Source organism: Streptomyces sp. WAC 01529 (assembly GCF_003945545.1).
Classification (GTDB): Bacteria; Actinomycetota; Actinomycetes; order Streptomycetales; family Streptomycetaceae; genus Streptomyces; species Streptomyces anatolicus.
The window spans coordinates 4,078,342-4,100,480 of the sequence record NZ_CP029617.1 but is presented as its reverse complement, the minus strand read 5'-3'; the positions used below and the strand labels follow the sequence as shown (position 1 = coordinate 4,100,480).

Annotated in this window: 18 protein-coding genes and 1 riboswitch; of the genes, 10 read left to right on the top strand and 8 right to left on the bottom strand. The window is 70.1% G+C overall.

Annotated features, from left to right (window positions below; translation table 11 throughout):
• The first annotated feature begins 536 nt into the window (after window positions 1-536).
• Window positions 537-2,330, top strand: coding sequence for a globin domain-containing protein (locus DMA15_RS18465; protein ID WP_125513910.1), 1,794 nt, complete (start codon window positions 537-539; stop codon window positions 2,328-2,330).
• Window positions 2,331-2,362: 32 nt separating this feature from the next.
• Here the strand turns inward: DMA15_RS18465 and DMA15_RS18460 are convergent, their stop codons facing one another.
• The 3 genes from DMA15_RS18460 to DMA15_RS18450 form a co-directional block, all read right to left on the bottom strand.
• Complete coding sequence (locus DMA15_RS18460) at window positions 2,363-2,845, bottom strand: NUDIX hydrolase (protein WP_125513909.1); 483 nt, start codon at window positions 2,843-2,845, stop codon at window positions 2,363-2,365.
• Between the two features lie 90 nt (window positions 2,846-2,935).
• A complete protein-coding gene (locus tag DMA15_RS18455) occupies window positions 2,936-4,081 on the bottom strand; it encodes a cystathionine gamma-lyase (RefSeq protein ID WP_125513908.1) in 1,146 nt (381 codons plus the stop codon).
• 5 nt (window positions 4,082-4,086) lie between these two features.
• Window positions 4,087-4,467, bottom strand: a complete 381-nt coding sequence (locus DMA15_RS18450; RefSeq protein WP_125513907.1) for a phage holin family protein — start codon at window positions 4,465-4,467, stop codon at window positions 4,087-4,089.
• A gap of 96 nt (window positions 4,468-4,563) precedes the next feature.
• Here DMA15_RS18450 and DMA15_RS18445 point away from each other — a divergent pair, with 96 nt between their 5' ends.
• The 4 genes from DMA15_RS18445 to DMA15_RS18430 all read left to right on the top strand — a co-directional run bounded on the left by DMA15_RS18445 (window position 4,564) and on the right by DMA15_RS18430 (window position 6,834).
• The gene (locus DMA15_RS18445; RefSeq protein WP_125513906.1) at window positions 4,564-4,881 is read left to right on the top strand and encodes a cupin domain-containing protein; all 318 of its coding nucleotides are present in this window, start codon (window positions 4,564-4,566) and stop codon (window positions 4,879-4,881) included.
• A gap of 151 nt (window positions 4,882-5,032) precedes the next feature.
• Window positions 5,033-5,248: a DUF5326 family protein gene (locus DMA15_RS18440; RefSeq protein ID WP_125517863.1), complete on the top strand. Its 216-nt coding sequence runs from the start codon at window positions 5,033-5,035 to the stop codon at window positions 5,246-5,248.
• 328 nt (window positions 5,249-5,576) lie between these two features.
• Window positions 5,577-6,290 (top strand): IclR family transcriptional regulator C-terminal domain-containing protein, encoded by a 714-nt coding sequence (locus DMA15_RS18435; protein ID WP_206302940.1) that lies wholly within the window; start codon window positions 5,577-5,579, stop codon window positions 6,288-6,290.
• Between the two features lie 106 nt (window positions 6,291-6,396).
• Window positions 6,397-6,834: an SsgA family sporulation/cell division regulator gene (locus DMA15_RS18430; protein ID WP_125513905.1), complete on the top strand. Its 438-nt coding sequence runs from the start codon at window positions 6,397-6,399 to the stop codon at window positions 6,832-6,834.
• A gap of 65 nt (window positions 6,835-6,899) precedes the next feature.
• On the opposite strand, the gene DMA15_RS18425 is transcribed toward DMA15_RS18430, so the two are convergent.
• On the bottom strand, window positions 6,900-8,285 hold the full coding sequence (locus DMA15_RS18425; protein ID WP_125513904.1) for a YibE/F family protein: 1,386 nt from the start codon (window positions 8,283-8,285) through the stop codon (window positions 6,900-6,902).
• Window positions 8,286-8,356: 71 nt separating this feature from the next.
• Window positions 8,357-8,512: riboswitch (TPP riboswitch) on the top strand.
• On the opposite strand from DMA15_RS18425, the gene thiC reads away from it, so the two are divergent.
• On the top strand, window positions 8,505-10,295 hold the full coding sequence (gene thiC, locus DMA15_RS18420; protein WP_125513903.1) for a phosphomethylpyrimidine synthase ThiC: 1,791 nt from the start codon (window positions 8,505-8,507) through the stop codon (window positions 10,293-10,295). (Overlaps the previous riboswitch by 8 nt.)
• A 60-nt stretch (window positions 10,296-10,355) precedes the next feature.
• Here the strand turns inward: thiC and DMA15_RS18415 are convergent, their stop codons facing one another.
• From DMA15_RS18415 to DMA15_RS18405, 3 genes are all read right to left on the bottom strand, one after another.
• Window positions 10,356-11,231, bottom strand: coding sequence for a hypothetical protein (locus tag DMA15_RS18415; protein WP_125513902.1), 876 nt, complete (start codon window positions 11,229-11,231; stop codon window positions 10,356-10,358).
• Window positions 11,232-11,411: 180 nt separating this feature from the next.
• A complete protein-coding gene (locus tag DMA15_RS18410; RefSeq protein ID WP_125513901.1) occupies window positions 11,412-12,479 on the bottom strand; it encodes a metallophosphoesterase in 1,068 nt (355 codons plus the stop codon).
• Between the two features lie 229 nt (window positions 12,480-12,708).
• Window positions 12,709-13,830: a LacI family DNA-binding transcriptional regulator gene (locus DMA15_RS18405; RefSeq protein WP_125513900.1), complete on the bottom strand. Its 1,122-nt coding sequence runs from the start codon at window positions 13,828-13,830 to the stop codon at window positions 12,709-12,711.
• A 366-nt stretch (window positions 13,831-14,196) separates the two neighbouring features.
• Here DMA15_RS18405 and hisC point away from each other — a divergent pair, with 366 nt between their 5' ends.
• On the top strand, window positions 14,197-15,276 hold the full coding sequence (hisC, locus tag DMA15_RS18400; protein WP_125513899.1) for a histidinol-phosphate transaminase: 1,080 nt from the start codon (window positions 14,197-14,199) through the stop codon (window positions 15,274-15,276).
• Between the two features lie 45 nt (window positions 15,277-15,321).
• On the opposite strand, the gene DMA15_RS18395 is transcribed toward hisC, so the two are convergent.
• Window positions 15,322-15,717, bottom strand: coding sequence for a cyclophilin-like fold protein (locus tag DMA15_RS18395; RefSeq protein ID WP_125513898.1), 396 nt, complete (start codon window positions 15,715-15,717; stop codon window positions 15,322-15,324).
• A 221-nt stretch (window positions 15,718-15,938) separates the two neighbouring features.
• Here DMA15_RS18395 and DMA15_RS18390 point away from each other — a divergent pair, with 221 nt between their 5' ends.
• Genes DMA15_RS18390 through cydD form a run of 3 tightly spaced genes read left to right on the top strand, consistent with a single transcriptional unit; the run spans window position 15,939 to window position 22,114 of the window.
• Window positions 15,939-17,489 carry a cytochrome ubiquinol oxidase subunit I gene (locus DMA15_RS18390; protein WP_125513897.1) on the top strand — a complete coding sequence of 517 codons (1,551 nt, stop codon included), beginning with the start codon at window positions 15,939-15,941 and terminating at the stop codon, window positions 17,487-17,489.
• A 19-nt stretch (window positions 17,490-17,508) separates the two neighbouring features.
• Window positions 17,509-18,513 (top strand): cytochrome d ubiquinol oxidase subunit II, encoded by a 1,005-nt coding sequence (gene cydB, locus DMA15_RS18385; RefSeq protein WP_125513896.1) that lies wholly within the window; start codon window positions 17,509-17,511, stop codon window positions 18,511-18,513.
• 40 nt (window positions 18,514-18,553) lie between these two features.
• Window positions 18,554-22,114 (top strand): thiol reductant ABC exporter subunit CydD, encoded by a 3,561-nt coding sequence (gene cydD, locus DMA15_RS18380; protein ID WP_125513895.1) that lies wholly within the window; start codon window positions 18,554-18,556, stop codon window positions 22,112-22,114.
• The last annotated feature ends 25 nt before the right edge of the window (window positions 22,115-22,139 follow it).

The window sequence follows — 22,139 nt, the reverse complement described above, 5'->3', positions numbered from 1 at the left end:
AACACGGTGCCAACGGAGGAGGGCCGGGGCGTCTGACGGCGGGAGTAACCGTGGGTACTAGCCTCGGCGTACACCGCGGTCCCGGCCGTGCGCCTGTCCTCTGTCGGGCGGATCCGCGTAAGGCGTACGAATTGGTGCGGCACGCCCGCTAATTGAGGCAATTGGCAGGTGGGCGCGTTGAATTCCCAAGGATGGGAAGGGGACTTGTATGTCGGGCGACGGCCGGTATGGTCGACTCCGGTTCGTGCCGGGTGTGGTCCATCACACCCTGGGGGGCACACATGCGGGTCACGAAGCCTAACGGGGTGCGGAGATCAAGAGCCGGTTCTTCTTGTTATACGCCGACGCGGCGGCTGTGAATGGGATGCTGCGGTGAGATGACTGCGGCCAATGTCACATTCTCAACCTACTTGTCCGTAGTTCTGTAATCCAAGGTTCAATGTGGCCGGATCAGTCAACAAGACAGAGCGGGGAAAGCAGACGGCTTCCGGCAGGAAGCGCACAGACCGATCGAGATGTTCGAGGCGAGGCACAGCATGGACGCTCCGACCACCACGTCGGGGGATGACGGCACTTCCGGCGGTGGGGGCGGCTGGTTCACCCCGCGCAGGCCGCCCAAGCGGCCGGAGGAAGGGCAGCAGCAGCCCGGCGCCGACGTGCCGGAGGGGGTAGACGCGCGTCGGCCGGCCTCGATACGTCCCCTGGGCAGGGCGGAGTCGCCCGCGTCCGCTCCGGCGCCTGCCGCTGAGCCCGCGCCTGAGCCTGCCGTTGAGCGTGCTCCCGAGCCTGCCGTTGCGTCCGCGGAAACACCTGCGGCGCAGCCCGCGGATGTGGCTGTGGACGAGCGAATACCGGCGGCCCGTGCCGCCGCGACCGCCCATGCGGCTTCGGCCTCTCCCACCACAGCGGCCCCCCGCGCCGCAGAAACCCCCGGCGTCGCAGCAGCCCCCCACGCCGCCTCTACCGTCCCTCCGGCGTCTCCCGCGTCTCCCGCGTCTCCGGCGTCTCCCGCCTCTCCCGCCCCTGCGGTCGCAACTGCCCAGGCCCTCGCGACGGCCCCCTCCGAGCAGGAGCCCGCGCCAGCCGCCACGGCCACCGCGACCGTTACCGCTGACGCTGAGCCGCAGCCGCAGCCGCAGCCGCAGCCGGAAGCTCCCGCGCTGAGAGCCGAGGCCTTCGTGCAGTCGGCGCAGCCGGCCAAGCCGTCGAAGCCCCTCTCCCCGGACGCCGCGCTGGTGCAGCGCACGATGGCCGAGGTCGGCCCTGTCGCCGACCAGGTCACCTCGTACTTCTACGCACTGCTCTTCACCCGCCACCCGGACCTGCGCGCCCTGTTCCCCGCGGCGATGGACACCCAGCGGGACCGGCTCCTCAAGGCGCTGCTGACGGCGGCCGAGCACATCGACCACACCGACGTGCTCGTCTCGTACCTGAAGAACCTCGGCCGCGGACACCGCAAGTACGGCACCCGGCCCGAGCACTATCCGGCCGTCGGCGAGTGTCTGATCGCCTCACTGAGCCGGTACGCGAGCGCGATCTGGGACGAGGAGACCGAGGCCGCCTGGGTCCGCACGTACACGACGATCTCCCAGGTCATGATCGATGCCGCCGCGGAGGACGAGCTGCGCGCTCCCGCCTGGTGGTTCGCGGAGGTCGTCTCGCATGACCTCAGGACCCCGGACATAGCCGTGGTCACGGTCCGCCCGGACCAGCCCTACCCCTTCCTCGCCGGGCAGTACACCAGCCTGGAGACCCCTTGGTGGCCGCGGATCTGGCGGCACTACTCCTTCGCGTCGGCGCCGCGCTCCGACGGCCTGCTCTCCTTCCACGTGAAGGCGGTCCCGGCCGGCTGGGTCTCCAACGCCCTGGTGCACCGCGCCCGCCCCGGCGACATCCTGCGGCTCGGCCCGCCCGCGGGCTCGATGACCGTCGACCACACCACCGACAGCGGCCTGCTGTGTCTGGGCGGCGGCACGGGCATCGCGCCCATCAAGGCCCTGGTCGAGGATGTCGCAGAGCACGGCAGACGGCGCCCGGTCGAGGTGTTCTACGGCGCCCGCACCGATCACGACCTGTACGACATCGACACGATGCTGCGGCTCCAGCAGACCCACCCCTGGCTGGCCGTGCGCCCGATCGTCGACCAGCGGGTCCAACTGCCGGACGCCGTGCGCGAGTACGGCCCCTGGAACGAGTACGACGCGTACCTCTCCGGGCCGCCCGGCATGATCCGCAGCGGTGTGGACGTCCTGCGGGACGCCGGTATCCCCGAGGGCCGTATCCGCCACGACTCCGTCGAGGAACTGGTGGCCGCGGCGGCGGGGGACTAGGGCCTGTTCGGCATCATGCCGCGGGACAGGCCCTAGCCCAGGTCGGGGGCGTGCATCGCGCGTACGCCCTCGATGTTGCCGTCGAGGTAGTGCCGCAGCGACAGCGGTACGAGATGGACCGAGGCGATGCCGACCCGGGTGAAGGGCACGTGCACGATCTCGTACTCGCCGCACGGCTCCTCGACCTCGGGGCCGTGCCGCAGGCCGGTGTCCATGGACTCCAGACGGCAGACGAAGAAGTGCTGCACCTTCACCCCGGTCGCGCCGCCGTCCTCGCCGATGTGCTCCACGGTGTCGACGAAGCAGGGCACCACTTCGGTGATCTTGGCGCCCAGTTCCTCATGCACCTCGCGGTGGAGTGCGTCGATGACGGTGGCGTCCTCCGGCTCCACGCCACCGCCAGGGGTGACCCAGTACGGATCGACGCCGGGCTTGGTCCGCTTGATCAGGATCAGGTCGTCGCCGTCCAGCAGGACGGCGCGTGCGGTGCGCTTGACCACGGGTCGGACGGTCATGGGGGAAATGTGGCCCGGACTGTTCCACGTGAAACATCGCGCACCAGCCAGGACCGCCATCAAGCCCAGTCGACGGGCAGCCGGCAGAGATCACCCCGCCGCTTCGTCCAGCGCGCGGAGCACGTCCGCCACCAGGTCATCAGGGTCCTCGGCGCCCGCGGAGAAGCGGATGAAGCCCTCCGGGACATCGTCGCCGCCCCAGCGCCGACGCCGCTCGGCCGACGACCGCACACCCCCGAAACTCGTCGCGTCGTCGACGAGGCGCAGCGCCTGAAGGAAACGCTCGGCACGCGCACGCGTCGGCAACGTGAAGGAGACCACGCACCCGAAGCGCCGCATCTGCCGCGAGGCGATCGCGTACGAGGGGTCCTCGGGCAGCCCGGGATACCGAAGCCCCGTCACCTCGGGACGGTCGCGCAGGGCCTCGGCGAGGGCCAGGGCGTTCGCGTTCTGCCGGTCGGCACGGAGTTGGAGCGTGGCGAGGGAGCGGTGCGCGAGCCAGGCCTCCATCGGTCCCGGGATCGCCCCGACGATCTTGCGCCACCGCCGGACGGAAGCCGCCTGCTCCGCGTCCCGGCAGGCGACGTACCCCAGGAGGAGATCGCCGTGGCCGGTGAGCATCTTCGTGCCGCTGGCGACCGCGAAGTCGGCGCCGAGCTCCAGGGGGCGCTGGCCGAGCGGCGTGGCCAGGGTGTTGTCGACCGCCACCAGGGCGCCACGCGCGCGTGCCGCCTCAGCCAGGCGGCGCACGTCGCACACGTCGAGACCCGGGTTGGACGGGGTCTCGATCCACAGGAGCCTGGCGCCGTCCAGCACGTCGAGTTGGGCGTCGCCGCCTGTCGGGGCGGTGCGCACCTCGATGCCGTAGGCCGTGAGCTGCTCGCTGACCAGGGGAAGCACCTGGTAGCCGTCGTCCGGCAGGACGACCGCGTCCCCGGCGCGCAGCTGGGAGAAGAGCACCGCCGAGATCGCGGCCATGCCGGAGGCGAAGACGAGCGTCTCCACGTCGTCCCCGGCGTCCGGCGCCTCCAGCTCACCGATGGCGCGCTCCAGATGCGTCCAGGTGGGGTTCTCGTCGCGTGCGTAGGCGTAGCCGCCCGTGGGATCGCCCGGCAGGTGGAAGTGCGCGGCGAACACCGGGCCGGGGAGGGTGGGTTCGTGCTTCACCGGCTCGGGCAGCCCGGCCCGCACCGCCCGCGTGCCGTCGCCGACGCCTATGGCCGCAGAGTCCGTCATGCCGCTCAGTCCTTGTCGTCGGGGAGTACCACGTTCATGGCCCAGGAGACGATCGAGATGATCAGGCCGCCCAGGACGGCGGTCCAGAAGCCCTCCACGTGGAAGCTGACGTCGAACTTGTCGGCCAGCCACGAGGTGAGCAGCAGCATCAGGGCGTTGACCACGAGGGTGATCAGGCCGAGCGTCAGGATGAACAACGGGAAGGTGAGGACCTTCACCACCGGCTTGACCAGGAAGTTCACCAGGCCGAAGAGGAGGGCGACGACGAGGAGGGTGCCGACCTTCTTGCCGGTGCTCCCGCCGGTCAGCGTGATCTTGTCGAGCAGCCAGACGGCGACGGCGAGGGCCGCGGCGTTGGCGATCGTCTTGACTACGAAATTCTTCATGTGTCTGATCGTGGCAGACGTGGCCCGAGAGCGGTCGGGCCGCGCGCACCGGCGGGATTCCGCGGGGCGAGTATCAGCGAGGGGCGTACGAGGGCGATGAAGGCATTCCGACTGGACGAGCTGGAGGCGGAGCGCGCGGCGAACGACGGCGCGTATCTGCAGTTTCTGCGGGAGCGGAACATGTCGGTCGGGCTCTACGCGCTCGACGCCGGGGAGACCGATCCGCAGCAGCCGCACGGGCAGGACGAGGTGTACATGGTCGTGAGCGGCCGCGCCTCCATCACGGTCGGCATGGAGACCACGTCGGTCGGGCGCGGCAGTGTCGTCTATGTGCCGGCCGGTGTGGCCCACAAGTTCCACCACATCAGCGAGGACCTGCGTGTCCTGGTCGTCTTCTCCCCGCCGGAGGCCTGAACCCCTAGGGGGCGGATCAGGGGAGGACAAGGGCTGCGAGGCCCCCGCTGGGCCATTTGGCCACCTAACATCGAATCAAGAAGCCGGGAGCCTGCGGACATTCAGGAACCCGCCGATGAGATGTGTGCGCAGAGAGGTAAGGACGATGGCAGTGAAGGAGATCTTTGCGGGAATGCCGTGGTGGGTGAAGTGGGTGGCCGTGCCCGTCATCGCGTTGGTCGTGTTCGGAAGCGTGATAGCGACCGTGGTCGGTTTCGTCATCGGCCTGCTCTTCAAGGCGCTGCTTTTCGTCGCTTTGATCGGTGGACTCATTTATGTCGTACGGAAGTTCATATCCGGCTCCTCCTCGTCCCGCACCGATTGGTGACGCCTGTGGGTGTTCCGTGTGGGTGATCCCCGCGCGGGGTTACTGCTGAGAGGCCACTTTTCGAAACGATTCCCTCGGCCGGGGGAAGTTTCCCGGCAAACGGCCGCAGAGCGGTGGCCAAGGGTTAGAGTCCGAAAACCGACGCGGGGCCGTTCCCCGCGGACGGGCGCACTGCCCTCCCGTGTTTCTCCGGGCACGGGCGGCCCCCCACGCGCTTCGGGAGTGAACCTTGGCCGCGGTCGACGCCTCCACCTCACCGGTCGACACCTCCGCCTCGGCGGGTGACGCCACCGCCACGCCCACCCTCATCGGCTCCGTGCAGCGCGCGATGCGGTTACTGGAAGCCGCCGCCACCCACCAGTACGGGGCCCCCGCCAAGCAGTTGGCCCGCGAGGCCGGGCTGGCGCTCCCCACCGCCTACCACCTGCTGCGCACGCTGACCCACGAAGGCTATCTGCGGCGCGAGAAGGGAGTGTTCGTGCTCGGCGAGGCGGCCGAGCGGCTCAGCAGCAGCGGGGCCCAGCAGAATCGTCGCGGTCTGATCGGTGAGGCTCTGGCGCACTGCCGCGACGTCATCGGGGTGCCGGTGTACTTCGCGGTGTACCGCGAGGGTGAGATCGAGGTCGTGGCGGTCTCCGACACCCCGGGCAATCCCGCGGTCGAGGAGTGGGCAGACTTCCGCGAGACGGGCCACGCCCACGCCATCGGCCAGTGCCTGCTCTCCCAACTCGGCGGCGAGGCACGGCAGGACCACCTCGACCGCTATCCGGTTCAGTCGATCACGCGTTACTCCGTCCGTGACGACCGGTCGTTCCTGCGCCGCCTCGACGCGATGGAGCGGATGCGGCCTGTCGTGGAGCATCAGGAGTACGCGCTCGGGACGGTCTGCGCCGCGGTTCCGATCCTGGCGGGGGACACCGCGGCGACCCTGGCCATTTCCGTGCCCGCGGGTCAGGCCGAGCGGCTGCTGCCCGCGGCGGAGAGATTGCAGCGCGAGATCGGAAAGCTACTAGGGACACTCGCCTTCTCTATCAGCATCTGAAAACTCACTCCTTGTGATCTGGTGTGCACGTTAAGCAAGATGCCATGAGTGTCAGGGAGTTGGATCCTGGCCCTTTGATGGCTAAGTGACGGGGTAGGGCGGCGCGATGGACGAGTCGGTTCAGGCAGAGGTCATGATGAGCTTCCTTGTTTCCGAGGAGCTGTCGTTTCGTATTCCGGTGGAGTTGCGTTATGAGACCGAAGATCCCTATGCCGTGCGGCTGACGTTCCACCTGCCGGGGGACACCCTGGTGACCTGGACCTTTGGGAGAGAGCTGCTCATGGACGGCGTGGGCGGGCCCTGCGGGGTCGGGGATGTGCGCATCGAGCCCACCGATCCCGACCTGCTCGACGAGGCCCTGATCAGGCTTCAGGTCGGCGAGGACCAGGCGCTGTTCCGTGTGGGCATCCCGCCACTGCTCGCCTTCCTGGACCGTACGGACAAGTTGGTGCCGCTCGGGCAGGAGCGGACGCTCGCCGACTTCGACGCGCATCTGGACGAGGCACTCGACCGGATCCTGGCGGAGGAGCAGAACGCGGGCTGACCCTGGGCTCACTCGTTCGGATGGCAGATTGGTGCATTTGACGGCATCGACAGGTGCTCAGGCCCTCAGGCCTTGCGGCGGCGCCCCTTGCCGCCGCGGGAGGAGCGGGGGGCGGGAGTGCCGGAGGCCGTGACCGGGGTGCCGGGGCGGCCGGTGGAGCGGTCGGCGGAGACGACCAGGGCGGCCAGCGCGGTCGTCACCGGTACCGAGGCGACCAGACCGATCGAGCCGATCAGGGTGCGCACGATCTCCTCGGCGACCAACTCGCTGTTGGCGACCGTGCCCACGCTGGACTGCGCGATCGAGAAGAGGAGGAGGAGGGGCAGCGCGGCGCCCGCGTAGGCGAGGACGAGGGTGTTGACGACCGAGGCGATGTGGTCGCGGCCGATGCGGATGCCCGCGCGGTACAGGCCGCGCCAGCCCATGTTCGGGTTGGCCTGGTGGAGTTCCCACACGGCCGAGGTCTGGGTGACCGTCACGTCGTCGAGGACGCCGAGCGAGCCGATGATGACGCCCGCGAGCAGCAGGCCGCTCATGTCGATGGACGGGTACAGGCCGTGGATGAGGCCGGTGTTGTCGTCCGTGTTGCCGGTCAGCGCGGCCCAGCCGATGAAGAGCGAACCGAGCAGGCCGATCAGGAGGAGGGAGATGAGCGTGCCGAGCACCGCGACCGATGTACGGGCCGTGAGGCCATGGCAGAGATAGAGCGCGACCAGCATGATGGCGCTCGCGCCGATCACCGCCACGACCAGCGGGTTCGAGCCCTGAAGGATGGCGGGCAGGATGAAGAAGGTGAGGATGAGGAAGCTGACGGCGAGGGCGACCAGGGCCATCACGCCGCGCAGGCGGCCCACCACGACGACGGCGAGCGCGAAGATGCCGGCGAGCAGCGCCATCGGCATCTTGCGGTTCACATCGGTGACCGAGTACTGCAACCCCTCGGGTGCCTTGGGCTCGTAGGCGACCACCACCTCTTGGCCCTTGCGGAGTTGCCGGGGGGAGTCCGGCTGGATGATCTCGGTGAAGGTGCGGCCCTCGTCCTCGCCGCTGGTCACCTCGATCAGCGCCTTCTTGCAGGTGCCGGTCGCCGAGGACTGGGCGGACTGGCCCTCGGGGGTGGAGGTGTCGCCGTTCGGCTGGGGCTGCGAGGGGCTGAGGTCCTTGCAGGGCAGCTCCTGCACCTTGGTGACCTTCGCCGACTGCGTCTGCCGGTCGAAGCCGACGCCGGTCCGCTCGTGCGAGGGCGTGCCACCGGGCCAGAGCACCACCAGACCCACGACGACCGCGGTGGCGAAGGGGATCAGCACCGCGGCGATGACCTTGCGCAGGTGCTGGGAGACGGGTGCGGCCGGACCGTGGCTGTGCGAGTGCCCGTGTCCGTGCCCCTCCGGAGGGGGGCCGGAGAGGGGCGGCTGCGGGGGCGGAGGCGGCGGCGGGGTTGTGGTGGTCACTGCCCGATCATCGCAAGAACGGAGGGGGCCCTCTGTTCAGCGCGCCCGACATGACGCTAGCGTGGAGCCACCTTTGCAATCGCGGGAGCTCGGAGCACCGGGCTGAGAGGGCGCTGACCTCCGTACGAAAGTGCACCAGGAGTGCACGGACCGTACGGGATCCGCTGCGTCGACCGCCGAACCTGTTACCGGGTAATGCCGGCGTAGGGAGTAGGTCTCATGACCACATCGGACGCACGCACGCCTGCCTCCACCCAGGGCGAGTCCCTGAACGAGGCCGGGAAGTCCATCGGCTGGCACAAGGCGTACATCGAGGGCTCGCGCCCCGATCTGCGCGTGCCGGTCCGCCAGGTGCACCTCACCAATGGCAAGGCCGTCACCCTGTACGACACATCGGGTCCGTACACCGACCCGACGGCCGAGACCGACGTCCGCCGCGGCCTGCTGCCGCTGCGGGAGAACTGGATCATCGCCCGCGGCGACACCGAGGAGTACGTGGGCCGTCCGCCCCGTCCCGAGGACGACGGCATCAAGCACACCTCGCCCCGCGGTGGGCTCAAGAACCTCGACGCGGTCTTCCCCGGCCGCCCCCGCCAGCCGCGCCGCGGCCGTCAGGGCCAGGCGGTCACGCAGCTCGCCTACGCCCGGCGCGGTGAGATCACGCCCGAGATGGAGTTCATCGGGATCCGCGAGAACATCGACCCCGAGGTCGTGCGGGCGGAGGTCGCCGCCGGCCGGGCCGTGATCCCCGCCAACGTCAACCACCCGGAGATCGAGCCGATGATCATCGGCAAGAAGTTCCTGGTGAAGGTGAACGCCAACATCGGCAACTCCGCGGTCACCTCCTCCATCGAGGAAGAGGTGGACAAGATGACCTGGGCGACCAAGTGGGGCGCCGACACGGTCATGGACCTGTCCACCGGACGCAACATCCACACCACCCGCGAGTGGGTCCTGCGCAACTCCCCCGTCCCCATCGGGACCGTCCCCCTCTACCAGGCCCTGGAGAAGGTCGACGGCCAGGCCGAGGCGCTGACCTGGGAGATCTACAAGGACACGGTCATCGAGCAGGCCGAGCAGGGCGTGGACTACATGACGGTGCACGCGGGTGTGCGCCTGCCGTACGTCCCGCTGACCGCCAACCGCAAGACCGGCATCGTCTCGCGCGGCGGTTCGATCATGGCGGCGTGGTGCCTGGCGCACCACAAGGAGAGCTTCCTCTACGAGCACTTCGAGGAGCTGTGCGAGATCCTCGCGGCGTACGACGTGACGTACTCACTCGGTGACGGCCTGCGGCCCGGTTCGATCGCGGACGCCAACGACGAGGCGCAGTTCGCGGAGTTGCGCACGCTCGGGGAACTCAACACGATCGCCAAGCGACACAACGTACAGACGATGATCGAGGGCCCGGGACACGTCCCGATGCACAAGATCAAGGAGAACATCGACCTTCAGCAGGAGATCTGCGAGGAGGCGCCGTTCTACACCCTCGGCCCGCTGACCACGGACATCGCGCCCGCCTACGACCACATCACCTCCGGCATCGGCGCCGCCATGATCGGCTGGTGGGGCACGGCCATGCTCTGCTACGTCACGCCCAAGGAGCACCTGGGCCTGCCCAACCGCGACGACGTGAAGACGGGCGTCATCACCTACAAGATCGCGGCGCACGCGGCGGACCTCGCCAAGGGCCACCCGGGCGCGCAGGACTGGGACGACGCGCTCTCGGACGCACGCTTCGAGTTCCGCTGGGAGGACCAGTTCAATCTCGCCCTGGACCCGGTCACCGCACGGGAGTTCCACGACGAGACGCTGCCCGCCGAGCCCGCGAAGACGGCGCACTTCTGCTCGATGTGCGGGCCGAAGTTCTGTTCGATGAAGATCTCCCAGGACATCCGCCGTCGGCACGGCGGTGACCTGGAGGAGAAGGAGATCGAGGCGGGCATGGAGCAGAAGTCCAGGGAGTTCGCCGCGGCGGGCAACCGGGTCTATCTGCCGCTCGCCGACTGAGCGGATACCTGTGGGCGGGGTGTCCGCAGAGCGCCGCGACGGCTCTGCGGACACCCCGGCCTACTCCGGCTTGTGATCGGGCCCGCCGAAGTCCGGGCTGGAGAAGTCCGGGCTCGAGTAGCTCGGCCGTGACCCCGCCTGGCCGCCGTCCGGGCTGCTGAAGCCCGGGCGGTTGTAGCCGAGTTGGGGCATGCGGCCGGGCGCCTGCGACGGCGTGCGGGTGGCCGGCGCCGCGCCCGGAGCCGTCAGCGCCTCCCGGAGGAAGGGCACGACGCCCCGCTCGAGGAGGGCGCGTCCCCAGGCCTCCCTGGCGCGGGAGACCTCCTCGTGCCGCTCGCCGTGGAGTCCCGCGGGGAGCGAGGTGGAGCCGTTGCGCAGGGCGGTCAGGAGCAGACCGATCCCGCCGACCAGGATGCCCGCGGCGGTGAGCGCGCCGAACAGCCAGCCCGCCGTGAGCATGGTGTCCGCGAAGGCGGGCTCGGGGTCGAGCATCTTCAGGATGTAGCCGACGAGCAGGAAGATCGCGGCGGCCGTGCCCGCGAGGACAGGTGCGAGGACCGCGACGACGGCGACCGCTCCGGCGCCCGCCGCGGCCGCCGGCTCGGCGACCTCGCCCATCGTCGTGGCGAGACCGACGCCACCGGAGCCGGACTCCGCGGCGCTCTGTCCGCTGCCTTCGCGAATCGAGGTGGAGGACGGTCGAGGTTCGCGCAACTCCTCGCGAACCTTCACGTAGTGCGCGTACTCGGCCGCTGCGGCGGCCGTGATCAGTGCTGTCGCGTTCAGGGCCATGGTGCGCAGTTGTTCGGTGTTGAGCCGCTGGCCCACTGCGGCGAGTTCAGGTCGGTCCGGTGCGGTGCGCAGCGCCTCGTCGAGGATCCGCTCGTACTCGGGGCGGTCCTCATTGAGCAGGTGTGGAGCGCTGTTCATGTGCATCCCCCGATGCTCCGTAGGGCTAAGGCTCGCATGGCTACGAGCCGTCGGGCAGAAACGGAGGGGAGCCTGCTACGGATAAGCCGATGGTAGAGCCGTGACGGCACGCGGTGACAGGGGGTTTCCAGAATTGGCCCCCCTGGCCGACGTGATCCTGTAAAGGGGCGCCTGCCCAGCTAACGCTCAGATACCCAGGGGGAGTTGGCAGACCAGCAGCTTTCCGGCCATGGTCACTCCGCCGTCCATCGCGATGGCCAGACCGTCGGCGTAGACGTGCGGGCCCTCGATGACCGGGCCGCCACCGTCCGATTCGTCCTCGGAGCCGACGTCACCCAGGAGGTAGGGGATGGGGCTGTGGCCGTGGACGATGCGTGTGCCGCCGTACATGTCCAGGAGTTCGCGTACGGCCGAGGGGCCGGACTCGTCGCGGAAGGCGAAGCGCTTGGTGAACTTGCGGAAGAGATCCCAGCATTCGTCGGCGTCGTTGCGCGTGAGGGTCTCGCGGATGGTGTCGTTCACTGCCTCGATCGAGTCGCCGTAATCCAGATAGGCGGTCGTGTCGGAGTGCACGAGGAGGTGGCCGTCGGCCTCCTCCATGGCGTCCAGGCGGGCCATCCACTGGAGGTGGTGGTCCTCGAGGCGCTCCATGTCGGTCTTCTGGCCGCCGTTGAGCAACCAGGCCGCCTGGAAGGTGGCGGTGCCCGCCCCGGAGTTGACGGGCGTGTCGCCGAAGCGCTTGGCGCCGAGCAGGAGCAGCTCGTGGTTGCCCATGAGGGCCTTGCAGTAGCCACCGGCGGCCGCGGCCTCGGCGGACAGGCGCATCACGAGGTCGATGACGCCGATCCCGTCGGGCCCGCGGTCGGTGAAGTCGCCGAGGAACCACAGGCGCGCGTTACCCGCGGCCCAGTTGCCCTCGGCGTCGATGAGGCCCTGCTCGTGGAGGGCCGCGACGAGCTCGTCCAGATAGCCGTGGACGTCGCCGACGACGAACAGCGGGCCGTGCTCGTCGCTCGGCCGCGGCTGCGGGGGCTCCGGCATGACCTGCACCTGCACGGTGTCCCCGCGGTTGATGACGGGGAGGTCGCGCTGGGTCGGGGTGTAGCCGTCGTCCGGCACCTCGCCCGGTGCCGGGACCGGGGGCCCGGGGCTCACCTCGGCGGGGCCGGCGGTCTCATGGACGTACGCGGGTACGCGGAAGTCGCGCAGCGTCGCCGTCCGCACATCGGGTCCCTGACCGGCCCCCTGAGTCATCGACCCCTCCACCACCATTGCGCCGCATCTGCACCGAGAACGGACTGCCTGGTCGCAGCGGCTCGCGGTGTCGTCCGCCCATCATAGGAATGCGGCTCCCGCTGTGTGGTGCACCAGGGGTGGTGAATCGGTCCCCGGCGCCGGTTCACCGAGGTTTTCTCCCGAATTGGGCAGAGGTTTCCCCGTTGATCGTGGCCTGTTGGCACACCTCTGCCCGGGATCGTCGGGGTCAGCCGGAGCCCGAGGAGCGCGGCGGGCTGACCGTCGTGCGCGGCGGACGTCGCTCGGACGAGGTGCGCACGATCAGTTCGGTCGGTATCACCTGCTCGACGGGGCGCCCCGAGTCGAGGCCCTCGATGGCGTCGATGAGGAGCTGTACGACGGCCGTGCCGATGCGGCGCGGCTTGAGGGAGAGCGTGGTGATGGGCGGTTCCGTGGTGGCGTACACCGTGGACTCGCTGCAGCAGACGAGCAGCAGGTCGTCGGGGACGCGCAGGCCGTACCGCCGGGCGGCGGCGAGCAGGTCGGTGCCGTTGGGGTCGAAGAGACCGTAGACGGCGTCGGGCCGGTCGGGCCGGGCGAGCAGCCGGTCGGCGGCGACGGCGCCCGCGCACGGGTCGTGCGCGGGATAGGACTCGTAGACGGGGTCCTGCCCCACCCGCTCGCACCAGCGCAGATACGCGGTCGTGGAGAGATGGGTGTAGGTGTCCGTGGTGGTGCCGGTGAGCAGGCCGATCCGGCGGGCGCCGGCGGCCGCGAGGTGGTCGAGGATCCCCAGGACCGCGGCCTCGTGGTCGTTGTCGACCCAGGCGGTGACGGGCAGCGAGCCCGCCGGGCGGCCGTCGGAGACCACCGGCAGACCCTGTCTGACCAGCTCGCTCACGACCGGGTCGTGGTCGGAGGGGTCGATGACGACGGTGCCGTCCAGAGCGACGTTCGACCACACGTCGACCGGGCTGCGGCGCGAGGTGGCGGGGAGGATGACCAGGGCGTAGCCCCGGGCGAGGGCGGCGGAGGTGGCGGCTCTGGCCATCTCCGCGAAATAGGCGAACTCGGTGAAGGTGAAAGGTTCATCCCCGTACGTCGTCACGGTCAGGCCGATCAGGCCCGACTTGCCGGTACGGAGGGTTCGGGCCGCTGCGGACGGGCGATAGCCCAGCCGCTCCGCGACCTCGCGGACATGGCGTCGGGTGGCATCGGGCAGCCGCCCCTTGCCGTTGAGGGCGTCGGAGACAGTCGTGATGGAGACACCGGCGGCGGCGGCGACGTCTCTGATCCCCGCTCTGTTCTGCCGGTTGCCCCGGCGGGCGGTCTCCGCTCGGCTCACCTGGTGCTTCCCTGCTGCTGTCATGGCGAGCCGATAGTAGGGCTCATGGGGGTGGGTAGCGCGGACGCATATTCACTCGTTGACAGGCACGTTTCTGCATGGCGTTGACTGGTCAATGACCATGGAATGTCAGGCAGTTGAGGGTGCGGGCAATGGCTGCCCCTGATCGTCCTGCGCGGGCGTGTCGAATGCGGTAGGTCTCGAAGAGGTCTCAACTCACCTTCACGGGGGACGCGCGCCACGGAGCGAGCCACCGGCGCACGGGGGAGCACGGGCGCTCCCCCGGCCCGGCGTGCCCTCGGATCTCGCGAGGCCGTTCGCACCGGCGGCGAATCCTCATAAGGTGAGCAGTATTCGAACTGTTCTGGCACTGGTACGAGGAGGACTGCGGTGAGCGAGAAGAGCCCGAGGCTGCGCGCCGAGCTGGAGGGTATTCCCACCTACAAGCCGGGCAAGCCCGCCGCGGCCGACGGTCCGGTGGCCTACAAGCTGTCCTCCAACGAGAACCCCTACCCGCCGCTCCCCGGCGTGATGGAGAGCGCGCTAGCCGCGGCCGGGTCCTTCAACCGCTACCCCGACATGGCGTGCACGGCCCTGATGAGTGAACTGGCGGACCGCTTCGGCGTGCCCGTCTCGCACATCGCCACCGGCACCGGCTCGGTGGGCGTCGCCCAGCAGCTGCTCCAGGCCACCTCGGGCCCGGGTGACGAGGTCATCTACGCGTGGCGCTCCTTCGAGGCGTACCCGATCATCACGCAGGTCAGCGGCGCGACGTCGGTGCGGGTGCCGCTGACGGAGGGCGAGGTCCACGACCTGGACGCGATGGCCGACGCCATTACCGACCGCACCCGCCTCATCTTTGTCTGCAACCCCAACAACCCCACCGGCACCGTGGTCCGCAGGGCCGAGCTGGAGCGCTTCCTCGACCGGGTGCCGAGCGATGTTCTGGTCGTGCTCGACGAGGCTTACCGCGAGTTCATCCGCGATCCCGAGGTCCCGGACGGCATCGAGATCTACCGCGAGCGTCCGAACGTCTGTGTCCTTCGGACGTTCTCCAAGGCGTACGGGCTCGCGGGGCTGCGCGTCGGCTTCGCGGTGGCCCATGAGCCGGTGGCCGCCGCGCTGCGCAAGACGGCGGTGCCCTTCGGCGTGAGCCAGCTCGCGCAGGACGCCGCGGTGGCCTCGCTGCGGGCCGAGGACGAACTGATGGGCCGCGTCGGCTCGCTGGTCGCCGAGCGCACGCGGGTGGTCGAGGCGCTGCGCGGCCAGGGCTGGACGGTGCCCGAGACGCAGGCGAACTTCGTGTGGCTGCGGCTCGGGGACCGTACGACCGACTTCGCGGCGGCGTGCGAGCGGGCCGGCGTGGTCGTGCGGCCGTTCGCGGGCGAGGGGATGCGGGCCACGATCGGGGAGACCGAGGCCAATGACGTCTTCCTGGCGGCGGCGGAGGCGTTCCGCAAGGAGCTTTAGCGGAGGCGCTTCGCGAGGGTGGGGGCCGCCCTCAGCTCTCAGCCCTCAGTCGGTGAGGAGTTCGACCCGGACCGGGTCGCCGTCGCGCACGGTCGACAGGAGGTCCGGGTCCTGGTCGATCCGGCCGAGGACGTTGCACGGGCTCGCGAGGCGGCACTCGTCGCCCCGCGAGATCGGCGTGGGGCCGTAGGGGAGGGCGAGGGCGTCGCCGTCGGGCCAGAAGGCGACCGTGCCCGGCTCGACGACCTCCCGGGCGCCGGCCTCGCGCGGCACGCTCACGCCTGTGTCGAAGTAGACCTCCTCGCCCCAGGTGTGGGCGGAGGCGGCGAGCGGCAGGACCTTCTCCAGGGCCCGGGCGGTTGGGGTGTCCTTGAGCGTCGCCGTGAGATGCCCGGCGGGCCAGGAGACGCGTATCCGTAGCTGGTGCTGCTCTGTCTGCATGCGGCGGATTCAACAATATGTTGAAGTTCTTGGGAAGGCCCCTCTCGGGAACCTCGCGTTCCCGCCGGTAAGGGGGGACCCCCGTTTGGGTGCCGACAGCCAGTACGACATAATGCTTGTGAATGTGAACGCGTTCACAAGCGCGTCCCGGTTCCTCCGGAGATCGGTGGGACATACAGGGGTAATTGCCGCGATGGCTACGGCGAGTAAGGAGAGACGCAGTGGACCTGGCTCTGGCGCCGGAGACTCTGGCGCGATGGCAGTTCGGCATCACGACCGTCTACCACTTCCTGTTCGTCCCCCTGACGATCTCGCTGGCCGCCCTGACGGCGATCCTCGAGACGGCGTGGGTGCGGACGGGCAAGGAGCACTACCTCAGGGCGACGAAGTTCTGGGGAAAGCTGTTCCTGATCAACATCGCGATGGGTGTCGTCACCGGCATCGTCCAGGAGTTCCAGTTCGGCATGAACTGGTCCGACTACTCGCGCTTCGTCGGTGACGTCTTCGGCGCGCCGCTCGCCTTCGAGGCCTTGATCGCCTTCTTCTTCGAGTCGACCTTCATCGGCCTGTGGATCTTCGGCTGGGACAAGCTGCCGAAGAAGCTGCACTGCGCCACGATCTGGATCGTCTCGATCGGCACCATCCTGTCGGCGTACTTCATCATCGCCGCGAACGCCTTTATGCAGCACCCGGTCGGCTACAGGATCGTGGAGCGGGACGGCACCAAGCGCGCGGAGCTGACGGACTTCGCGAAGGTGCTCTTCCAGGAGACGACGCTGGTCAACTTCTTCCACGTCATCTCGGCGGCCATCCTGGTCGGCGGCGCCTTCATGACCGGCATCGCCATCGTCCACCTGCGCAAGAAGCGGCACATCCGCACCATGCGCATGTCGATGCGGCTCGGCCTGGTCACCGCCTTCGTCGGCACCCTGCTCACCGTGGTCAGCGCCGACACCCTCGGCAAGGTCATGTACGAGCAGCAGCCGATGAAGATGTCGGCCGCCGAGGCGCTCTGGGAGTCGGAGAAGCCGGCGCCCTTCTCGATCTTCGCGTACGGCGATGTCGCCGAGGGCCACAACAAGGTCGCCATCGAGGTCCCCGGAGTCCTCTCCTTCCTCGCCAAGAACAACTTCAGCGCCGAGATCCCCGGCATCAACGACCTCAACAAGGAGGCGCAGGAGAAGTTCGGGCCCGGCGACTACCGGCCCAACATCCCCACCGCCTACTGGTCGTACCGCTGGATGATCGGCTTCGGCGGGGTCTCGATGGCCCTGTGCACGGCGGGCCTGTGGCTGACGCGCAGGAAGTTCTGGCTCGCCCCGGAGCACCGCACCGGCGCGGACGAGGTGCCGAAGCTCATGCTCACCAAGAACAAGGAGCTTTCGCCGAAGCTCGGTTCGTGGTGGTGGCGGCTCTCGCAGTGGACGCTGATCTTCCCCCTCATCGGCACCGCCTGGGGCTGGATCTTCACCGAGACGGGACGCCAGCCCTGGGTGGTCTACGGAGTGCTGCGCACCAGGGACGCGGTCTCCCCCGGCGTCTCGCAGGGTGAGGTGCTCACCTCGCTGATCGGGTTCACGCTCATCTACGCGATCCTCGCCGTGATCGAGGTGAAGCTGCTGCTCAAGTACGTCAGGCAGGGGCCGCCCGAGCTGACCGAGGCGGACCTCAACCCGCCCACCAAGATCGGCGGTCCGGGCCCCGGCTCCGGCAAGGGCTCGGACTCCGACGCCGACGACGACGCCGACCGGCCCATGGCCTTCTCGTACTGAAGGAAGGAGCGCTCAGGACATGGAACTCCACGACATCTGGTTCGTACTGATCGCCGTTCTGTGGATCGGCTACTTCTTCCTGGAGGGCTTCGACTTCGGGATCGGCGTGCTGACCAAGCTGCTCGCCCGCGACCGGGTCGAGAAGCGGGTCCTCATCAACACCATCGGCCCCGTCTGGGACGGCAACGAGGTGTGGCTGCTCACGGCGGGCGGCGCGACCTTCGCCGCCTTCCCCGAGTGGTACGCGACGCTCTTCTCCGGCTTCTATCTGCCGCTGCTCATCATCCTGCTCTGCCTGATCGTGCGCGGTGTCGCCTTCGAGTACCGCGCCAAGCGGCCCGAGGAGCGCTGGCAGACCAACTGGGAGCACGCGATCTTCTGGACCTCGCTGATCCCGGCGGTGATGTGGGGCGTGGCCTTCGCGAACATCACGCGCGGCGTCAAGATCGACGCCCACAAGGAGTACGTGGGCTCCTTCGGAGACCTGCTCAACCCGTACGCGATCCTGGGCGGCCTGGTCACCCTGACGCTGTTCACCTTCCACGGCGCGGTCTTCGCCTCGCTCAAGACGGTCGGCGACATCCGGGTGCGGGCGCGGAAGCTCGCCCTTGGCCTCGGGCTCGTCACCGCGGTACTCGCGCTCGGCTTCCTGCTCTGGACCCAGGCGGACAACGGGGACGGCAAGAGCCTCGTCGCGATGATCGTGGCGGTGGTCGCGCTGCTCGGCGCCATCGGGGCGATCAAGGCGGGGCGCGAGGGCTGGTCGTTCGCGTTGTCGGGGATCACGATCGCGGCGGCCGTCGCGATGCTCTTCCTGACGCTCTTCCCGAACGTCATGCCGTCGTCGCTGAACGAGGAGTGGAGCCTGACGGTCACCAACGCCTCGTCCAGCCCGTACACCCTGAAGATCATGACCTGGTGCGCGGTCATCGCGGCGCCTGTGGTGATGCTCTACCAGGGGTGGACGTACTGGGTGTTCCGCAAGCGGATCGGTACGCAGCACATCGCCGACGCCGCGCACTAGCTTCTGACGTTCCCGTGGTTGCCCGGAGGGTGTGTTTCACGTGAAACCAATCGATCCGCGTCTGCTCCGGTACGCCCGCGCCACCCGCTTCTTCCTCGTCGCGGTGGTGGCACTGGGGCTGGTCGGGGCGGCCCTGGTCATCGGGCAGGCGATGCTCATCGCCGAGATCGTGGTGGGCGCCTTCCAGCAGGACCTCTCCGTCGCCGACCTGGGCACGCCGCTGGTGCTGCTCGCCCTGGTCGCGGCGGGGCGGGGGCTCGTCTCCTGGCTGACCGAACTCGCCGCGCACCGGGCGAGCGCGGCGGTCAAGTCCGAGCTGCGGGGGCGGCTCCTCGACCGGGCGGGTGAGCTGGGGCCGGGGTGGTTGAGCGGGCAGCGGACCGGCTCGCTGGTCTCGCTCGCGACGCGTGGCGTGGACGCGCTCGACGACTACTTCTCCCGCTATCTGCCGCAGCTGGGGCTCGCGGTGGTGGTGCCGGTGGCGGTGCTCGCCCGCATCGTCACCGAGGACTGGGTCTCGGCGGCGATCATCGTCGTGACGCTTCCCCTGATCCCGGTCTTCATGATCCTGATCGGCTGGGCGACACAGAGCCGGATGGACCGTCAGTGGCGGCTGCTCTCGCGGCTCTCGGGCCACTTCCTCGACGTCGTGGCTGGCCTGCCCACCCTGAAGGTCTTCGGCCGCGCCAAGGCGCAGGCCGAGTCGATCCGGAAGATAACCGGCGAGTACCGCCGGGCGACGATGCGGACGCTGCGCATCGCCTTCCTCTCCTCCTTCGCCCTGGAACTCCTCGCCACGATCTCGGTCGCGCTGGTCGCGGTGACCATCGGCATGCGGCTCGTGCACGGCGAGATGGAGCTGTACGACGGTCTCGTCATCCTCATCCTGGCGCCGGAGGCCTATCTGCCGCTGCGCCAGGTCGGGGCGCAGTACCACGCGGCGGCGGAGGGGCTCGCCGCCGCCGAGGAGATCTTCGAGGTCCTCGAGACACCGGTGCCGGCCGCCGGGACGGGGACGGCGCCCTCGGGCGTACTCAGCGTGGAGGGCGTGACGGTCCGGTATCCGGGGCGGACGTCGGATGCGGTCTCCGGGGCCTCCTTCGAGGTGGCGCCCGGGGAGACCGTGGCGCTCGTCGGGCCGAGCGGGGTGGGCAAGTCGACCCTCCTGAACGTGGTGCTCGGGTTCGTGCGGCCCACCGAGGGGCGGGTGTGCGTGGGGGGCGTCGACCTCGCGGAGGTCTCCCCCGAGCTTTGGCGCGAGCGGATCGCGTGGGTGCCGCAGCGGCCGCACCTCTTCGCCGGGACCATCGCCGAGAACGTACGACTCGCGCGGCCCGAGGCGTCCGACGCGCAGCTGCGGCAGGCCCTTCGGGACGCGGGGGCGCTGGAGTTCGTGGACGCGCTGCCCGCCGGTGCCGGGACCGCGCTCGGGGAGGACGGGGCCGGGCTCTCCGCGGGGCAGCGGCAACGGCTCGCGCTGGCGCGGGCGTTCCTCGCCGACCGGCCCGTGGTGCTGCTCGACGAGCCGACGGCGGCGCTCGACGGGGGGACCGAGGCGGGGGTCGTGGAGGCGGTTCGGCGCCTGGCGGTGGGGCGGACCGTACTGCTGGTCGTGCACAGGCCGGCGCTGCTGGCCGTCGCGGACCGGGTGGTGCGGCTTGAGGCGGGCCGGTCTGGGGGATGCGGGGCGGAGGGTGGCTTTGGGGTTACTGGGGTCTCCGAGGCCTCCGGGACGGCTGGGGTAACCGGGACGGCTGGGATCACCGGGGTCGCTGGGACCACCGGCGCCTCCGCGGCCACCGGCGCCCCCGGTGACCCCTTGCCGCCGCGCGGCTCGGCAGCTTCGCGCTTCCAGGGCGGGGCCCTGGCCCGGGTGCGGGAAGCCGCGCGGGCCAGGTGGGGGCAGCTGGCGCTCGCCCTGCTGCTCGGCAGTCTCGCGCTGGGCAGTGCCGTAGGGCTCATGGCCACGTCCGGGTGGCTCATATCCCGGGCCTCGGAGCAGCCCCCGGTGATGTATCTGATGATCGCCGTGACGGCGACCCGCGCCTTCGGCATCGGCCGCGCCGTCTTCCGCTACGCCGAGCGGCTCGTCTCGCACGACGCCGTGCTGCGCATGCTCGCCGACACCCGCGTCGCCGTCTACCGACGCCTGGAGCGGCTCGCCCCGGCCGGGCTGCGCACCACCCGCCGGGGTGACCTCCTCTCCCGCCTGGTCGCCGATGTCGACGCCTTCCAGGACTACTGGCTGCGCTGGCTGCTGCCCGCGTCCGCCGCGGCCGTGGTGAGCGTGGGAGCCGTTGGCTTCACCGCCTGGCTGCTGCCCGAGGCGGGCGCGGTGCTCGCCGCCGGGCTGCTCGCGGCGGGCGTCGGGGTGCCGGTGCTGAGCGGTGCCGTGGCGCGCCGCACGGAGCGGAAGCTGGCTCCCGCGCGCGGGGTGCTCGCCACGCGCGTGGCGGACCTGCTCACCGGGACCGCGGAGTTGACCGTCGCGGGCGCGCTGAAGCGTCGTACGGCCAAGGCGAGGGAGGCCGACGCCGAGCTGACGCGGATCGCCTCCCGGGGCGCCACCGCCACCGCGCTCGGCGACGGTCTCGGCGCGCTCGTCACCGGCCTGACCGTGGCCGCGGCCGCGCTCGTCGGAGTGCGGGCTGTGCAGGACGGGCGGCTCGGCGGGATCGCCCTCGCCGTGGTCGTCCTCACGCCGCTCGCCGCGTTCGAGGCGGTCCTCGGGCTGCCGCTCGCCGTGCGGTACCGCCAGCGGGTCAGGAAGAGCGCCGAGCGGGTCCACGAGGTCCTGGACGCGCCCGAGCCCGTACCGGAGCCCGCCGCGCCCGCCGAGGCGCCGCCCACACCTTTCCCGCTGCGAGTCGAGGGACTGCGCGCACGGCACGGAGGCCAGGCGGGGGACGCGCTCGCGGGCGTCGGCCTGACGCTGGAGCGGGGGCGGCGGATCGCGGTGGTCGGCCCCTCCGGTTCCGGCAAGACGACGCTCGCGCAGGTGCTGCTGCGCTTCCTGGGCTCGTACGAAGGGACGTACACGCTCGGAGGCACGGACGCGGCCGCGCTGGACGGCGACACCGTGCGCGCCATGGTCGGGCTGTGTGCCCAGGACGCGCACCTCTTCGACAGCTCGGTGCGCGAGAACCTGCTGCTCGCCAAGAAGGACGCCACGGACGGGGAGCTGCGCGGCGCGCTGGAGCGGGCCCGGCTCGACGGCTGGGTCGATTCCCTGCCCGACGGGCTCGACACGCTGGTCGGCGAGCATGGAGCGCGGCTCTCCGGAGGGCAGCGTCAACGCCTCGCGCTCGCCCGCGCGCTGCTCGCGGACTTCCCCGTCCTGGTGCTCGACGAGCCCGCCGAGCATCTCGACCTGCCGACCGCGGACGCCCTCACGGCAGACCTGCTCGCCGCGACGGAGGGCCGTACGACGCTGCTCATCACGCACCGCCTCGCCGGGCTCGACGCGGTGGACGAGGTGCTCGTCCTCGACGCGGGGCGGGTGGCGCAGCGCGGCACGTACGAGGAACTGGCGGCGGTGGAGGGCCCGCTGCGGCGGATGCTGGAGGTGGAGCGGGCGGCGGATCTGCTGAGCGTGGGCTGAGCCTTACAGGAGCTGCCTCCGGAGC

Excerpts from the sequence above, each read along its gene's own strand:
- cydB (WP_125513896.1), top strand. The coding sequence starts at position 17,509 with ATGGAACTCCACGACATCTGGTTCGTACTGATCGCCGTTCTGTGGATC.
- DMA15_RS18455 (WP_125513908.1), bottom strand. The coding sequence starts at position 4,081 with ATGACGGACTCTGCGGCCATAGGCGTCGGCGACGGCACGCGGGCGGTG.
- DMA15_RS18445 (WP_125513906.1), top strand. The coding sequence starts at position 4,564 with ATGAAGGCATTCCGACTGGACGAGCTGGAGGCGGAGCGCGCGGCGAAC.
- DMA15_RS18430 (WP_125513905.1), top strand. The coding sequence starts at position 6,397 with ATGGACGAGTCGGTTCAGGCAGAGGTCATGATGAGCTTCCTTGTTTCC.
- DMA15_RS18410 (WP_125513901.1), bottom strand. The coding sequence starts at position 12,479 with ATGACTCAGGGGGCCGGTCAGGGACCCGATGTGCGGACGGCGACGCTG.
- DMA15_RS18450 (WP_125513907.1), bottom strand. The coding sequence starts at position 4,467 with ATGAAGAATTTCGTAGTCAAGACGATCGCCAACGCCGCGGCCCTCGCC.
- DMA15_RS18465 (WP_125513910.1), top strand. The coding sequence starts at position 537 with ATGGACGCTCCGACCACCACGTCGGGGGATGACGGCACTTCCGGCGGT.
- DMA15_RS18415 (WP_125513902.1), bottom strand. The coding sequence starts at position 11,231 with ATGCACATGAACAGCGCTCCACACCTGCTCAATGAGGACCGCCCCGAG.
- DMA15_RS18435 (WP_206302940.1), top strand. The coding sequence starts at position 5,577 with ATGCGGTTACTGGAAGCCGCCGCCACCCACCAGTACGGGGCCCCCGCC.
- DMA15_RS18395 (WP_125513898.1), bottom strand. The coding sequence starts at position 15,717 with ATGCAGACAGAGCAGCACCAGCTACGGATACGCGTCTCCTGGCCCGCC.
- DMA15_RS18405 (WP_125513900.1), bottom strand. The coding sequence starts at position 13,830 with ATGACAGCAGCAGGGAAGCACCAGGTGAGCCGAGCGGAGACCGCCCGC.
- DMA15_RS18460 (WP_125513909.1), bottom strand. The coding sequence starts at position 2,845 with ATGACCGTCCGACCCGTGGTCAAGCGCACCGCACGCGCCGTCCTGCTG.
- thiC (WP_125513903.1), top strand. The coding sequence starts at position 8,505 with ATGACCACATCGGACGCACGCACGCCTGCCTCCACCCAGGGCGAGTCC.